Consider the following 15,339-nt stretch of genomic DNA (forward strand, 5'->3'; position numbering starts at 1 on the left):
CCCTCCTCCCGACATCCAGAATTTTCATACTGACCCCCGCACTTTATTTCGTTTGCGACGCGGCCTCGCTCTTGGCTTAGATAGCCGCCATGTTCCAGGTAGCCAGAGCCCTTAGCCCATGAGCAGCGAAAGCATCAGCCAGTCGATTTCCATTGTTCACCCCATCCGCCTGAGCCATGGCAAGAATGCCGAGGTGTGGGACGAGAACGGCAAGCGCTACATCGATTTCGTCGGCGGGATCGGCGTGCTCAACCTGGGGCATTGCCATCCGCGGGTGGTGGCGGCGATTCAGCAGCAGGCCACCCGGCTGACCCACTACGCGTTCAACGCGGCGCCCCACGGGCCCTATGTCGAGTTCATGGAGCGGCTGGCGCGTTTCATGCCCTTGAGTTACCCGGTCAGCGGCATGCTCACCAACAGCGGCGCGGAGGCGGCGGAGAACGCCTTGAAGATCGTCCGTGGCGCCACCGGGCGCACCGCGGTGATCGCCTTCGACGGCGGCTTCCATGGCCGCACCCTGGCCACCCTCAACCTCAATGGCAAGGTCGCGCCCTACAAGCAAAAGATCGGCGTGCTGCCTGGTCCGGTGTATCACCTGCCCTACCCGAGCGCGGACAACGGCATGACCTGCGAGGAGGCGCTGAAGGCCATGGACCGGCTGTTCAGCGTGGAAGTCGACGTTGCCGAAGTGGCCTGCTTCATCGTCGAGCCGGTGCAGGGCGAGGCCGGTTTCCTGGCCCTGGACGTCGAGTTCGCCCGCGCCCTGCGGCGCTTCTGCGATGAGCAAGGCATCCTGCTGATTGCCGATGAAATCCAGTCCGGCTTCGGTCGCACCGGCCAGCGCTTCGCCTTCACCCGGCTGGGGATCGAGCCGGACCTGGTGCTGCTGGGCAAAAGCATCGGTGGCGGTGTGCCGTTGGGCGCGGTGGTCGGGCGCAAGGCGCTGCTGGACAACCTGCCCAAGGGCGGCCTGGGCGGCACCTATTCCGGCAACCCCATTGCCTGCGCGGCGGCCCTGGCGACCCTGGACGAGATGAGCGACCTCAACCTGCAAACCTGGGGCGAGCGCCAGGAGCAAGCCATCGTCAGCCGCTTCCAGCGCTGGCGGGCCGAGCGCCTGACACCCTATCTCGGGCGCCTGACCGGGGTCGGCGCCATGCGTGGCATCGAACTGGTCAAGGCCGACGGCTCGCCGGCCCCGGAGCAACTGAGCGCACTGCTCAGCGCCGCGCGGGACGCCGGCCTGCTGTTGATGCCCAGCGGCAAATCGCGGCACATCGTCCGCCTGCTGGCGCCGCTGACCATTGAACTCGAGGTGCTGGAAGAAGGGCTGGATATTCTGGAGGACTGCCTGGCGCGGTTGGCATAACACCAGATGTTTGCGCAAAAGCCGCTCTCCATGGACACTGGCGCGCCTCATGCCATCGACAAGGAAGCGCAACATGATGTGTCCCAGCTACAGAGAGCGGCCCACGGCCGCCAGCCCAGCGAACTTCGACCGCGGCGAGCAAGACTCATGAAGCAGTACATCCCCTTTCTACTGCTATACCTGCTGCTGATGCCGCTGTACTACTGGATGAAGCCTTACCCGCTGAGGAAATGGACAGGCTTGGCCATGGGCCTCGCCGGGCTGCTGTGGATACTGTTCTTGCCCCCCATGTTGGGCGATATCGATACCGGGCTGGCCGCCGTGGCGCTGGTGACCATGGGCAGCTCACTGTTTTTCAGCCGACGCCGCTACCAGGACCACGCCTGAGGCGCTGCGTTACAAGCCGAATACCCGCCGCGCATTGCCGTGCAGGAACTTGTCCCGTACCGGCTCCGGCAGCTCCAGGGCCTGGACCTGCTGCATGCATTTGTCGAACGGCAACTGCGGGAAATTGCTGCCGAACAGCACTTTGTCCTGCCCGTAGGTGCGCATGAAATGCAGCAACTGCGGCGGGTAATAGGCCGGCAGGTAGGCCGAGGTGTCGATGTAGATATTGTCGTGCTTCCAGGCCAGGCCAATCATCTCGTCGGTCCAGGGGTGGCCGATGTGCCCGGCGACGATTTGCAGTTCCGGGAAGTCCAGAGCCACCTCATCCAGATAGGGCACCGGCCTCCCGGTTTCCGAAGGCATCAGCGGGCCGGTGTGGCCGACCTGGGTGCAGAAGGCAATGCCCAGCTCCACGCACTTGGCGTACAGCGGGTAGTACAGGCGGTGGTTGGGCGGCAGTTTCCACAGCCAGGGCACGATGCGCAGGGCCTTGCAGCCCAGCTCGCCCACCGCCCGTTCCAGCTCGGCCAACGCCGCCATCGGCCGGCTCAGGTCCACCGTGGCCACGCCGACAAAACGCTTGGGATAAGCCCGGGTGTAGGCGGCGATTTCATCGTTGCTGAACACCCAGCGCTCCGGCCGGCACCAGGCCGCCAGCATCAGCTTCTCCACCCCGGCCTGGTCCATCAGCTCGACGGTCCGCTCGATGCTCAGCGGCTGGTCCAGCAAATGCGCGGAACCTGACTTTTCGAACAGCCGCGCCACTTCCGGCAGCAACTGCCGCGCCCGGCCGTTGGCCGGTTGTGCCCATGCGTCGATGGCTCCCTTCATTGACCTATCCCCTCTGCTGACCGTGATTCAGGCGACGAGGGCTCAGGCTACGTCCGCGCCCAGACAGCCACAATGTTCGCAACGCTCGGCGGCATTGACCGATCCGCCCAGGCTCGACTCCCGCCCTTCACCTTGTTGCGCCTCCTTTCTTTCCTCTTCCCGGCCCCCAGACCGACCAGCGGTTCCAAGCGTGCATTTTGCTGGCATCGTCGCTGATCAGGCCGAAAAACAAACTTCTGGAAACACAACCAGCTGAAACGTATCAGCCTCAGTAAAAACAGCAATTATGCATAAATGCAAATTTACCCTTGACCCGAAAAATCGCCTCGCTTAAGGTGAAGTCACTGTATTCACATACAGTATTCTTGATAAGCAAATCCATTCACGGACGAGGTATTACCTATGAAAAGCAACACTGAAAAATTCGGCAAGGCACCCCATCAACCCAGCCTCTGGACCCGGGCCGATGCGCTGAAAGTCCATGCGGACGATCCCACCACAACCCAGCCACTGGTCAGCGCGGATTTCCCGGTATTGAGCAACGAGGTGTTCATCTGGGACACCATGCCGCTGCGCGACCTGGACGGAAACATAACCTCCGTCGATGGCTGGTCGGTGATCTTCACCCTGACCGCGGATCGTCATCCGAACGACCCGGAGTACATCGACGAAAACGGCAACTACGACATCACCCGCGACTGGAACGACCGCCACGGCCGGGCAAAGATGTACTACTGGTTCTCCCGTACCGGCAAGGACTGGAAACTCGGTGGCCGGGTAATGGCCGAAGGCGTTTCGCCGACGGCTCGCGAATGGGCCGGCACGCCGATCCTGTTGAACGAACAAGGTGACGTGGACCTGTATTACACCGCCGTCACTCCGGGCGCGACCATCGTCAAGGTGCGTGGCCGGGTGGTGACGACCGAGCATGGCGTCAGCATGGTCGGCTTCGAGAAGGTCAAGCCGCTGTTCGAGGCCGACGGCAAGATGTACCAGACCGAAGCGCAGAACCCCTTCTGGGGCTTCCGCGATCCATGGCCGTTCCGCGACCCCAACGACGGCAAGCTGTACATGCTGTTCGAAGGCAACGTGGCCGGCGAACGCGGCTCGCACAAGGTCGGGAAAGCGGAAATCGGCGATGTGCCGCCAGGTTATGAAGACGTCGGCAACTCCCGTTTCCAGACCGCCTGTGTCGGTATCGCCGTGGCCCGCGACGAAGACGGCGACGACTGGGAAATGCTGCCGCCGCTGCTGACCGCGGTCGGCGTCAACGACCAGACCGAACGCCCGCACTTCGTGTTCCAGGACGGCAAGTACTACCTGTTCACCATCAGCCACACCTTCACCTATGCCGACGGTGTGACCGGGCCGGACGGGGTGTACGGTTTTGTCGCCGATTCGCTGTTCGGTCCCTACGTGCCGTTGAACGGTTCCGGCCTGGTGCTGGGCAACCCGTCCTCCCAGCCGTTCCAGACCTACTCGCACTGTGTGATGCCCAACGGCCTGGTGACCTCCTTTATCGACAGCGTACCGACCGACGAAAGCGGCACGCAGATTCGTATCGGCGGTACCGAAGCACCGACGGTGGAGATCAGGATCAAAGGGCAGCAGACGTTCGTGGTGGCCGAGTACGACTACGGTTACATCCCGCCGATGCTCGATGTAACGCTCAAGTAATAGCGACACAGGGCGCTCAGGCAGCGGGCTCGAGTTCGATGAAGACCCCGTTGTGGATATGATCGAGATATCCCGCCTGGCTCACTGCGACTTTGCTCAGGAGCTTCATTGAACAATGCGTAGTACCGACCCTTCGCAACTGGCTACACGGATGTAGCCAGTTCTGCTCCTGCTTGCGGAAATCGCAGCAGCCCCCCTCCTTTCCCCTCCTTTCCTCCTCGACCAGCATTGTTGACGGCCTTCCCAGGGTCAGCTCCCGGTCTTGACCTTGTTCCACCCCCGGGTACGCACCCGTTCCATTTTCAGTGGCACGCCGCATGGGCGCCCCCGCCAGGGTTAGTTGGCGGGGTAAGTCAGCGCAAGACGGAAGGGTTCAGGCATGACCCAATGGCTGGCGTGAAGCCGTCTGGGCTTTCAGCGCACGCCAGGTCCAGAGCGCGCTGCACAGGTCCGGCAAGGCCAGCAGCAACAGCACCGGCGATATCAGCCCGGCGGCGACGAACGCGGCAAAAAACACCGGCACCGACAAACGAATCGCCACGGTCAGGACCATGAATTCGCGCCGCTCGGTGTAGCCGGCCCAGACGTAATAGACCCCCAGGTACAGCGCCAGCTGGCCCATCACCCGTATCCACACCTCGTCGGTCAGGGCGAAACCGAACAACGGCAGCAGCAGGTTGGGCGCCAGCACCAGCGCGGCGCCCAGCAACAACATGTACAGGCCGAACAGAAACACGCTCTTGCCCGGATGGCTCATGGTTTTACTCCTTGAGGTGCGATGTGAGGCGATAGGCCTCGGCATCGAAATAACGGGTCTGCTGGCGGAACTGCCAGCTGAACCCCGGCCACAGGGCGACGTTGCGCCCGCTGTGAGGGTCCACATACCAGCTCTGGCAACTGCCGACGCTCCACACCGCGCCGCGCAGCCTGTGGCGCAGGCCCTGGTTGAAGCGCGCCTGGGCCTGCGGATCGACATCGACGCTGGTCACGCCCAGGCGTTGCAGGGTGTCCAGGGCACCGAGGATGTAGGCGATCTGCGACTCGATCATGTAGACGATGGAGTTGTGCCCCAGGCCGGTGTTGGGGCCCATCAGCAGAAACAGATTGGGGAAGCCGCTGACCGTGGTGCCCTTGTAGGCTTCGCTGCCCTGCTGCCAGGTATCGACGATATCCACCCCGCCGCGCCCGAGGATCATCCCCGCGGGGAACGGTGTGCGCGCCCTGAAGCCAGTGCCGAAGATCAGCGCATCCAGGGCATGGCGCTGGCCGTCGACGGTGATCAGCGCGTCCTCGGTGACTTCGCGGATGCCGCTGGTGACCAGCCGGGTGTTGGCCTGGGCCAGGGCCGGGAAGTAATCGTTGGACAGCAGGATGCGCTTGCAGCCGATGGCGTAGTCCGGGGTCAGGCGCCGGCGCAGTTCCGGGTCCTTGACCTGGCGCCGCAGCAGGTTGAGCGCCAACCATTTGTGCAAGGCCATCAGCCGCGGGTTGAACACAAAGCCGAACACCCGGGTTTCATGGGCGGTGTAGATCAACCCGCGCAATAGCCGCTGCATCGCGGGGAAACGCCGCAGCAGGCGCTGGCCGGTCGTGGAAAAGGCTCGGTCCGGCTTGGGGATGATCCACGGCGGCGTGCGCTGGAACACCGCCAGGCTGGCCACCTGCGGCTGGATCTGCGGCACGAACTGGATCGCCGAGGCACCGGTGCCGATCACCCCGACCCGCTTGCCGGCCAGGGCGTACTCATGGTCCCACTGCTGGGAATGAAAGACCCGGCCCTTGAAGCGCTCCAGCCCCGGCAGTTGCGGATAATCCGGGGTCGACAAGGCCCCGGTGCCGGCCACCACCACCTGGGCAAAACGCACGCCGCCATGAGCATCCGTCACTTGCCACAGGGCGCGCTCTTCCAGCCAGCGCAGGCCGGTGACCGCGGTGTTGAAGCAGCAGTGTTGCAGCACCTGATACTTGTCGGCGCAGTGCCTGAGGTAATCGCGGATCTCCGGCTGCGGCGAAAAGCGTCGCGACCAGTCGGGGTTGGGCTCGAAGGAAAACGAATAGAGGTGGGAAGGAATGTCGCAGGCACAGCCGGGGTACTGGTTGACCCACCAGGTGCCACCGACACCGGCTTCCTGTTCGAGGATCAGGAAGTCCTGCTCGCCGCGCTGGCGCAAATTGATCGCCATGCCGATGCCGGAGAACCCGGCGCCGATGATCAATACCCGATAGACCCGCGCCGGATCGGCCTGCTCCTGAAGTAACGCACTCATGTTCCTGACTCCTGGCGGCACAAACGCCGGGCGTGACCGTCCGCAGCGCATGCACGGCTGTTTATTCTGAACCTCTGTGGATCGAGAGTGGGCCGCTCGCCGGCCCTGACGGTCAGATTGACTCGGCGTGCAGCCTGCTGGTCCGGTGCGCCAGGTTCTCCAGCGCCTGCGGGTCGAGTTCGGCGGCGATCACCAGGGCCTGGCGGCGCAGGGTCTGCAGCGGCGTGCGGCGGCCGAACACCCCGGTGAAGTGCATGAACATGCGCATCCCGAAGCCCAGCCCATCGCCCCTTTGCCGCGGCACCAGGTGCAAGTGGGCATGGGGGATATGCTGGTTGGTGGCCTTGCCGTCGTTGACGATCAGGTGCGTGCCTTCCACCCCGAAGCCGGCGCGGCGCTGGGCGGCCAGCAAGGTATCGAACACCTGGTACAGGTGCTGGCGGATGACCGTGGGCAGTTGCTCGAGTTTTTCCACATGGGCCAGCGGGATCAGCAGCACGTGGCCCTGCCCCAGCGGGTGTACGTCCATGAAGGCCATGCAGTGGGTGTCGCGATAGACCAGGGCGCTGGGCAACTCGCCGGCTGCGATCTGGCAGAAAATACAGGTCATCCGTGATTCCTCGGTGGGTGGCGCTCCTTCGGGCGCTGTAAATGTAGCTCACGCCGCTCGCCGAGGTTCGGCGCAAGTTGTTACCGGACGTCGCGCGAACATCCGCGCCAGCAGCCAGCGGTCGCGCAGGTAGGGCTTGTTGTCCAGCAGCGCCGCCAGCCGCGGCAGGTTGACGAAGGGCACGCCGGGGTAGATGTGATGCTCGACGTGGTAGTTGATGTTGGCCCACAGCAGGCCGATCAGCCGGTCGCTGACGGTCACGGTGTTCTTCGCCAGGTCCAGGCGCTGCGGGTCGCCAACCTCCAGGGTAGCCATCGGGAAGTGCTCGTAGCCCCGGGAAATCGGGTTGATCACCAGCGCCAGCAACAGCAGCGGCACGATGAAGATCAGCACGAATTGCAACATCAGCCCCTGGCTGTAGCACCAGGCGCCGATCGCCGCCATCGACAGCAGATTGAACGCCAGCTCGCGCAGCACCCGGTTGCGCACCGCCTTGCCGTAGCGCACCAGGGAGAAGTAGATGAAGCGCGGCACGAACACGGCGATGCGCAGGAACATCCACTTCACCCCGCCGGTGTAGTTCCAGTCGTCGGGGTCCTTGTCCGGATCGCCCAGGTAGCGGTGATGGTACTTGTGGCATTCGGTGAAGGAGGAAAACGGAAACACGATGAACCAGGCCATGAAGCGCCCGCCCCACAGGTTCAGCGCCGCCGAACGAAAGCCGCTGGCATGCCCGCAATCGTGTTGCAGCACGGTGAAGGCATGCAGCTGGTTGCCCAGCACCAGCACCGCCAGCGCCAGCGCCCAGGGGTTGTCGCCGAGCAGGATATACAGCGCCGCCGCGCACCAGACCAGCACGTGCAGCAACGACCAGAGCACGAACTTCAGTGGTTGCGGCTGCATCAGTGCCTGCAACTGGGCCTGGCGCTCGCGGTCGACCCGCAGTTCGGCGCGCTTGGCCAACCGCAACTCGTCTTCGGCGGCATGGTGGGTTGAATGACTCATGAATTGACCTTCCTCTGTCTGTATCGCTAATCGACTTGCAGGCGCAGGTCGTCCGTCAGTGGATAGCCCACGCACAACAGTGCCTGGCCTCGGTTCAGTTCGTCCGCCGACAGCCCATGGTCCTCGCGCATGCGTACCTGCCCCGTCAACCGGGTGCAGACGCAGGCGGTGCAGAAACCGCTGCGGCAGGAAAACGGCGGCTGCACGCCGCTGGCCAGGGCCGCATCGAGCAGGGTCTGGCCTGGGGCAACGGTGAAGTTGAACGTCTGGCCCTGCATCAGCAGCTCCACGCGTTTTTCCGTCTCGCCGCTGGCCACTGGCGCCTTGGCCGGGGTGAAACGTTCCTGGTGCACGTTTTCCGGGGCAATGCCCAGGGCCTCCAGGGCAGCGGTCACCTCGTCCATCATGCCGCTGGGGCCGCAGCTGTAGTATTCGCGGGCCTGCGGGCCGGGCAGCGCGCCGAGAATGTCCATCACCCGCTCCCGGGTCAGGCGCCCTTCGTGGGCCCCCGGGGTGTCTGGCCGCGACAGCACATGCACCAGTTGCAAACGCTCGCCGAAGGTCTGCCGCAACTGGTCGAGCTTGTCGCGGAAGATCACCGACTCCCGATTGCGGTTGCCGTAGATCAGCGACACCTGCGAGTCCGGCTCGAAGTGCAGCGCCGACTTGAGGATCGAGAAGATCGGCGTGATCCCGCTGCCCGCCGCCAGCAGCACCAGGTGCCGGCCCCTGCCCGGCTGCGGGGCGAAGGTGAAGCGGCCGTGGGTGCCGAGGGTCTGCACCGCGTCGCCGGCGCTCAACTCCTGCACCAGGCGGTTGGAGACCTTGCCGCCGGCCACTCGCTTGACGGTGATCGACAGGGTCTTGTCCAGCCCCGGCGTGCTGCTGATGGAATAGGCGCGGCAGCCCTTGGCGCCGTCGACGTCGACCTCCAGGGTCAGGTACTGCCCGGCGCTGTAGCGAACTTTGCGCAGCAGCGGCTGCTTGAGGTGAATGGTCACCGCGTCGTCGGTTTCCCGTTCGATGGCGGCGACTTTCAAGGTCAGGGGACGGTTCATGGCTGGCCCAGGGCGCTGTGCGCAGGTGTGGGTTCGTGGGCGTCGTGCGGTGTGCCGAGGCGCCGTCGATGGGCGTGCTCATGGGCCGCGATGGGCGCCGGCAGCACCCGGTATTGCAGCAGGCGGACTTTCTCTGCGTGGTCCAGCGGTTGCCACCAGTCCAGCTTGTCTGCCAGCGCATCGAAGCGGCGCAGCATCAGCAGCACGAACAGGCCGAACACGCTGAGGTCGCGAAACACCATGGAACCTGCGGCCGCCAGTTCCGGCTTGAGCCGCTCGAACAGCGCCGGGCTCTCCGACCAGTGGCCGACGGCCCAGTGATGGTGGCAGGCGTGGTAACCCTCGTTGAGGATATTCACCGGCGTTTCCAGCAGGGTCACGGTGTTGTACATCCAGTCCCTGGGGTCTTCCTGGCCGCCGTAGAAGGCGTGCTGGCTCCAGTGGATGACGCCCATCAGGAAGTTGCTCGCGCACCAGGGCACCAGCATGTAGAACACGGCGATCGGCAGGCTGTAGAACGCCAGCGCGACGAACAGCCCGCCATGCACCAGGTTGCCCATGACCATGGCCCGGGCCTGGCTGCGCTTGTGCTTGCTCTTGAAGTACAGCCAGGGTGAAACCATGAACTGCTGGTACATCACCTCGCGCACCATGTACACGGCGAAATCCCAGGCGCTGGCATGGTCGTAGCGCGCCGTGGCGTAGACGTCCAGCGGCCCGGCGTTCTCCCGGTGATGCTGTTGCAAATGCGCCGCCGCATGGGGAATCAGGCCCATGGGAATGGCGAAGAACATGTACAGGAAGGAGTTGCCGACCCAGCGATCCAGCAGGCTCGAGCGCTTGAAGATGCCACCGGGCACGTGGCCTTCCTGATGCATGGCGCTGAAGGAGCGGACAAAGCCGCGAATGTTCGGGCCATAGACGAAGGCGTAGAACAGCAGCACCAGCAGCCAGGAGATTTCCTTGAGCCACAGCTGGGCGATAAACACCGGCCCGGCGGTCAGGCCCAGGCTGATGGCGGCGGCCAGGATCGGCTCGTCCCGCGGGTCCTTGAGCAAGCGGTCGGCCAGTGGCTGCAACAAGCGGTGATAGCTCGTCACCAGCCAGCCGCCCAGGGCCTTCATTCCCGGCAGCCACGACAACATCCGGCGCCCGGCCTGCAAGGTGCACGACAGGGCCAGAATCACAACGATGGCCGCGGTGTTGAACACCAGCAGCAGACTGAACAGCGGAACAGCCAGGCAGTGAAACCCGCGACCGACATTGGCCGGGCGCGGCGGATAGAGAAAATCGCTACTCATGCTTCTACTCCATTAGGCATGTTGCCGAGGCCGGAGCGACGCCAGGGGCGCCACAGCTCCGGCTGCGGTAGCAGGCGAATCAGGCGCTGTAGGACTCGCGCAGGAACTGCGCCAGCAACGGCGTGGCGGCGCCGCGGGAGATCGGGTGGAAGCAGATCGCCCGGGAGGCCGCCAGCAGATAGGCCACTTCGTCGGAGGCGATGAAAGCCATGCCGCCCAGCAGCTCGACGCTGAGGTTGGTCGAACGCTCGATCGCCGCCTGCACCAGGAAGCGCGTGCACAGCGCCTTGTGGTAGGTGTTCATCGGCGCATCCTGTTGCGCCTGCAATTCGCCGGCGGTGCCGAGCAGCGCCTGATGGGCACCCTCCAGTTCGATGCACAGCAGCGCCAGTTGCGCGGGGTCGGCGAAAGCTTTTCGCAGCAACCGATCGACCAGGGCCGAGGCCACGCCCAGGTAGCTGCCGCCGACCATCAGCTGGAACCAGCTCAGGCCGTTGAGCGAGGTTTCCATGGCGGTGGCGGCCACCTCTTCGCTGTCGGCGCCGTCGGCCAGCAGCATGCGCTCGCTGGGCACGAACACGCCGTTGAACACCAGTTCGTTGCTGTCGGTGGCGCGCAGCACCGTGGCGTTCCAGAAGGGTTCGCGGGTGACCGTGCTGCCATCGGCGAAGACCACGGCAAAGCCCTGGCTGACGCAGCCTCCGTCCTGCTCACAAGCGACACCGACCACGATCACATCCATGTGGTGGCTCATGGTGCAGGGCTTCTTGCTGCCGTCGAGGACGAAACCGCCCTCCACCGGCCGCGCCTTGACGCTGCGGTTGAAGATCTCCGAGCCCGGCTTGCCCTCGGCGAAGGCCGAGGCGATCAGCAGCTGGTTCTGGGTGATGCCCCACAGCAGTTCTTCCGCCGCCGGGATCAACCCGCCCAGTTGCACGATGGTGGCGATGGTGTGGTGGTGCATGGTCATCATCACCGCCAGGGACGGGCACAGCGAACCGATGGCCCGCAGGATCTCCACGGTTTCCTCCGGCGAGGCGCCGAGGCCGCCGTAGGTCTCGGGGATGATCAGGCCGGCGGCGCGATAGTCGCGAAACAGCCCGCAGAGCACGGCCGGGTCGGCCTGTTCCAGGGCCATCAGGCCACGCTCCCGGAGGGCGGCGAGCAGGCCCGGCAGGTACTTCTCGGTGGCGTTGCGGGCGTTGTGCATCGACATGGTGTGGACTCCTTTCTCGTTGTCAGGGTTAACCGGCTTTTTCGATCAACTGCTCCACCGCGGGGGCGAAACCGAAGGCTCGGGCCAGGTCGAAGATCGCCTCGGCATCCTCCAGTGGAGGACGCTTGCCGATGCTGTAGTCGCGCTGCAGGCCGGCCATGGTCAGGACCATGGTTTCGGCCAGGCAACTGAAGGTCACGCCCGTGGGCAGGCCGGTGAGGTTCTGTTGGCCGAAACGCTGGCTGCGGTCGGGCAGATGGATCAGGCCACCCTCGATCACCGTGACGTCCGGGCGCAGTGCCAGGGTGACGTGACCGATGTCCGGCGGCTGCGCGCAGTCGCAGATGATCGCGTTCTGATGCAGGACCAGCGGGTCGATAAAGGCCGAGCCGTTGGAGGTGGCCGAGAGCACGGTTTCCAGGCGCGGCAGCCAGCTCCCCAGGTCCGCGGTAATCACCAGCGGCGGCTGCACCTGCGGCTTGCCCTGGGCCAGGGCATCGATGCGGTCGAACAGTTCGCGCAACTGCTCCTCGTCGCCGAGGTCGCGATCCAGCAGTTGCTCGACGCTGGCCAGGCTCGGCAGGAGCAGCACCAGGGTCTTGGCGATGCCGCTGCTATGGCCGCCCTGGATCTGCAGCAAGGCGTCGCGATACAGCTCGCCGGCCACCAGCCGCAGCTCGTCCATGGCGCCCCGATTGGCCCCATTGCCGAGCAGTACCAGGTGCTCGCAGAAACGCCCCAGGCGCAGGCTGGCCAGGCGGCCCACCGAACCGTAGGCGCCGATCACCCCGGTCAGGCGCTTGGCCAGCGGCGCGCCCCGATTGGCGCAGGTGCTCAGCAGCGCATCGACACCGACCATGGCCGTCAGGCTGTTGCCGGTGGTGGTGTGGAACCGCTCGTTGATGACATCCATCCCGGCACTGGAAATCACCGAGGTGTAGGCCCCCAGCCCGACGAAATCCACCTCCAGCTCGGCGACGCTGTCCAGGTAGTTGCCCAGCAGCTTGCGCCGCTTGCCCAGGCTCAGGCGCATCAGGTCGCGCGGTTGCAGCAGGCTGCCGACCAGCCAGCCTTCGACGTAGTCGCCGGCATCGTTGTAGACCCGCCGGGCGTGATAGGACACACCGGCATCGAGGTCGGGCTTGGCCCATTCGGAGAAGTCGTCGAGCCAGCCCTGCATGAAGGTTTTTTCCGCCGCCGACAGCCCCAGGCCGTCCACCACGCTGTCGCCGTTGACGCTCTCGGCGGTGGTCGGGTGCAGCAGGAAGGCGAAGCGCCCCAGGCAGCGCCCGCTGCTGCGCGGCTTGCCGGGCACCACCCAGGGGCTCGGCACACCCCGTGGCCCGGCATAACCGTGGGCTTCGAGGATCAAGCGATGCTGCTGGTTGTGCACCACCAGTTCCGCCACCGCCTTGAGGCCTTCGAGCAGCAGGTCGATGTCGGCGCGTTCGATGCACAGCGGTGGCTGGATGCGCAGCACGTTGCCTTCGGTGAGGGTCGGCAGGCAGTACACGCCATGGCGGCTTTTCAGGTAGCCGCAGACGATCGGCACCAGGGCGCCGAAGGCGCTGGCCAGGGACAGGGTGTACAGGCGCTCGCCGCTCCAGCGGCGGAATTTCAGGCCGAGCATCAGGCCGCGGCCGTCGAGACTGTGGAACACCTCGGGATAGTCGCGCACCAGACGCGACAGCCCGGCGTGCAGGTAGGCGCCCTGCTGCGCCGCGTGCTTGAGCTGGGCGCCGTCGTTGGCCGTGAGCTGGTCGAGCACGGCCAGGCCGATGGCGGCGCTGAAGCCATTCACGGCGAAGGTGGAGCTGTGGTGCCGGTCGAAATCACGGCTCCAGCACTGCTCGCCGTAGATGCACGCGCCAATGGCCGCGACACCGCCGCCCAGGGCCTTGGCCAGCAGCACCACGTCCGGCTCCAGGCCGTGGGCGGTGGCGGCGAACAGCTCACCGGTGCGGCCCAGGCCGGTCTGGATTTCATCGAGGACAAACAGGGTGCCGTATTGGCGGCAGAGGTTCTGCGCCGCCAGCAGGTAGCCTGGCGGCGGGGTGATCATGCCCGCCTCGCCCTGCACCGCCTCGATGAAAAAGGCCGCGGCGCGGCGGGTTTTCAGTTGCTCCTCGAGGGCCTCCAGGTCGCCATAGGGCACATGGCTGAAACCCTCGGCGCGAATCTGGAACGGCTCGCGGTAAGTGGCCTTGCCGGTGACCCCGACCGCGCCCTGGGTCTTGCCGTGAAAGCCGGTCAGGGTGCCGATCACCAGTTCGCGCTGGGTCGCGGCGCGGCACAGCTTGATCGCCGCCTCGACGGTTTCCGCGCCGCTGGTGGTGAAGGTCACTTTCGAGTGGGTGCCCGGCGCCAGCTCGATCAGGCGCCGCGCCAGTTCTTCGGCGCCGGGGTTGATCAGCGGCTGGACCAGCGAGGCCTGGCCACTGGCGAGGAATTTGTGGATCGCCTCGGTGATAGGCGCCGCGCCATAACCGAAGGGCACCGCCCCGAACTGGCCGACGAAATCGATCAGAGTCCGGCCGCTGGCGGTTTCGATACGGGTGCCCTGGGCACGAACCACGGTCTCGTTGAGGCCGACGAATTCCAGCAGTTCCTGGCGGGTGATATTGAGCAACGAGTCAGCCATGACTTACCTCCCCACCGCGCCGAGCGCGCCCTGGTTGATGACGCCGTACAGGTGCTGGCTGACCTTGCTCACGGTGTCATGCAGGTAGGCCAGTTCCGGGTCCAGGGAGATGTCGAAACGGTCTTCGAACTCGGCGGACAGACCGACGATCAGCACCGAGTCGACGCCCATCTCATGGAACGAGCGCTCGACGTCCAGCGACCCGGAATCGACTTCCAGCAGGCTGGCCAGGGTTTCGGTCACGGCAAAGGTTATTTCGTCTATGTGCACAGTCGCCTCCCAGCGTATTTCGCTTCCTTTGCATGGCCGTTGGCCCGCGCCACCCGTGGTGAAACCACGGGATCGACGCTTGGGCAGGCGTCATGATGCAAACGCGTTTTGAGTGTGGATGACCCACCGCGGCAGGCCATTTGCTACACCCCGATGCTCGGCGTCATTCCGGCTCAGCTCAATACTCCGTAAGGAGTAGCGCCCGGTTTTGTAGGCGCTGCCGCGGGCTGCAATAAGGTCCGCAAGATCTTCGGCGGTCTCCAAACCCTGCGCCCGCTTCGCGGTCGATCGCAGCCTCGCAGGCTCGGCAGCGGCTACAGAGTTCAGCGCCGACCGGCAGGTCGCGCCCGGCTTTGGCTTTGGCTTTTGATCTTGATCCACCCGCCCCATCGCGAGGGAACCTGAGCGCAGCGAAGGCCGTACGCAGGGGCAAGCGTTTTTGGTTCCTTTTTAGGCGTTTGTAAAAAGGGACTCGCCGTAAGGGCGAAACCATAAGTGGCCGTTACCACAGGAATGGATATGTACACCGTCCAAAAAATGCAGCGCCTGCACAGACGCAATCGCGGGCAATCGAACGTCGACCGGCCGCTCCTACAGAAGCCAGCAAACGTGTCCGCCATGACCGCAGGAGTGGATGTGTACACCACCCCAAACATGCAGCGCCCAAACAGCCCCCATCACGGCCAATCGAACACCGACCGGCCGCT

Annotated in this window: 12 protein-coding genes and 1 pseudogene; 3 read left to right on the top strand and 10 right to left on the bottom strand. The window is 64.9% G+C overall.

Annotated elements, in window-relative coordinates; all coding sequences use genetic code 11:
- Positions 1–118: 118 nt before the first annotated feature.
- Positions 119–1,369, top strand: a complete 1,251-nt coding sequence (locus tag H0I86_RS25400) for a 2-aminoadipate transaminase (protein ID WP_180922608.1) — start codon at positions 119–121, stop codon at positions 1,367–1,369.
- A gap of 147 nt (positions 1,370–1,516) precedes the next feature.
- Complete coding sequence (locus tag H0I86_RS25405) at positions 1,517–1,756, top strand: hypothetical protein (protein ID WP_023967206.1); 240 nt, start codon at positions 1,517–1,519, stop codon at positions 1,754–1,756.
- Positions 1,757–1,765: 9 nt separating this feature from the next.
- Here the strand turns inward: H0I86_RS25405 and H0I86_RS25410 are convergent, their stop codons facing one another.
- Positions 1,766–2,587, bottom strand: a complete 822-nt coding sequence (locus H0I86_RS25410) for an amidohydrolase family protein (protein WP_180922609.1) — start codon at positions 2,585–2,587, stop codon at positions 1,766–1,768.
- A gap of 402 nt (positions 2,588–2,989) precedes the next feature.
- Between H0I86_RS25410 and H0I86_RS25415 the strand changes: the two genes are divergently transcribed.
- Positions 2,990–4,264, top strand: a complete 1,275-nt coding sequence (locus tag H0I86_RS25415) for a glycoside hydrolase family 68 protein (protein WP_180922610.1) — start codon at positions 2,990–2,992, stop codon at positions 4,262–4,264.
- Between the two features lie 373 nt (positions 4,265–4,637).
- Here the strand turns inward: H0I86_RS25415 and H0I86_RS25420 are convergent, their stop codons facing one another.
- From H0I86_RS25420 to H0I86_RS25460, 9 genes and pseudogenes are all read right to left on the bottom strand, one after another.
- The gene (locus tag H0I86_RS25420; RefSeq protein ID WP_180922611.1) at positions 4,638–5,021 is read right to left on the bottom strand and encodes a hypothetical protein; all 384 of its coding nucleotides are present in this window, start codon (positions 5,019–5,021) and stop codon (positions 4,638–4,640) included.
- Positions 5,018–6,531: pseudogene (locus H0I86_RS25425) on the bottom strand (flavin-containing monooxygenase). Before H0I86_RS25425 ends, H0I86_RS25420 begins: the two are co-directional and overlap by 4 nt.
- Before the next feature lie 112 nt (positions 6,532–6,643).
- Entirely contained in the window at positions 6,644–7,141 is a 498-nt protein-coding gene (locus H0I86_RS25430) for an HIT family protein (RefSeq protein ID WP_009050684.1), read from the bottom strand.
- Between the two features lie 48 nt (positions 7,142–7,189).
- Positions 7,190–8,146, bottom strand: a complete 957-nt coding sequence (locus tag H0I86_RS25435) for a fatty acid desaturase family protein (protein WP_180922613.1) — start codon at positions 8,144–8,146, stop codon at positions 7,190–7,192.
- Between the two features lie 26 nt (positions 8,147–8,172).
- A complete protein-coding gene (locus tag H0I86_RS25440; RefSeq protein ID WP_180922614.1) occupies positions 8,173–9,204 on the bottom strand; it encodes a ferredoxin--NADP reductase in 1,032 nt (343 codons plus the stop codon).
- On the bottom strand, positions 9,201–10,505 hold the full coding sequence (locus tag H0I86_RS25445) for a fatty acid desaturase (RefSeq protein ID WP_180922615.1): 1,305 nt from the start codon (positions 10,503–10,505) through the stop codon (positions 9,201–9,203). The genes H0I86_RS25440 and H0I86_RS25445 overlap by 4 nt, the downstream gene beginning before the upstream one ends.
- A gap of 79 nt (positions 10,506–10,584) precedes the next feature.
- Positions 10,585–11,721 carry an acyl-CoA dehydrogenase family protein gene (locus H0I86_RS25450; protein ID WP_180922616.1) on the bottom strand — a complete coding sequence of 379 codons (1,137 nt, stop codon included), beginning with the start codon at positions 11,719–11,721 and terminating at the stop codon, positions 10,585–10,587.
- Positions 11,722–11,749: 28 nt separating this feature from the next.
- A complete protein-coding gene (locus H0I86_RS25455) occupies positions 11,750–14,362 on the bottom strand; it encodes an aminotransferase class III-fold pyridoxal phosphate-dependent enzyme (RefSeq protein WP_180922617.1) in 2,613 nt (870 codons plus the stop codon).
- A gap of 3 nt (positions 14,363–14,365) precedes the next feature.
- A complete protein-coding gene (locus H0I86_RS25460) occupies positions 14,366–14,632 on the bottom strand; it encodes an acyl carrier protein (protein ID WP_180922618.1) in 267 nt (88 codons plus the stop codon).
- Positions 14,633–15,339: the final 707 nt, after the last annotated feature.

Source organism: Pseudomonas chlororaphis subsp. aurantiaca (assembly GCF_013466605.1).
Classification (GTDB): domain Bacteria; phylum Pseudomonadota; class Gammaproteobacteria; order Pseudomonadales; family Pseudomonadaceae; genus Aquipseudomonas; species Aquipseudomonas chlororaphis_I.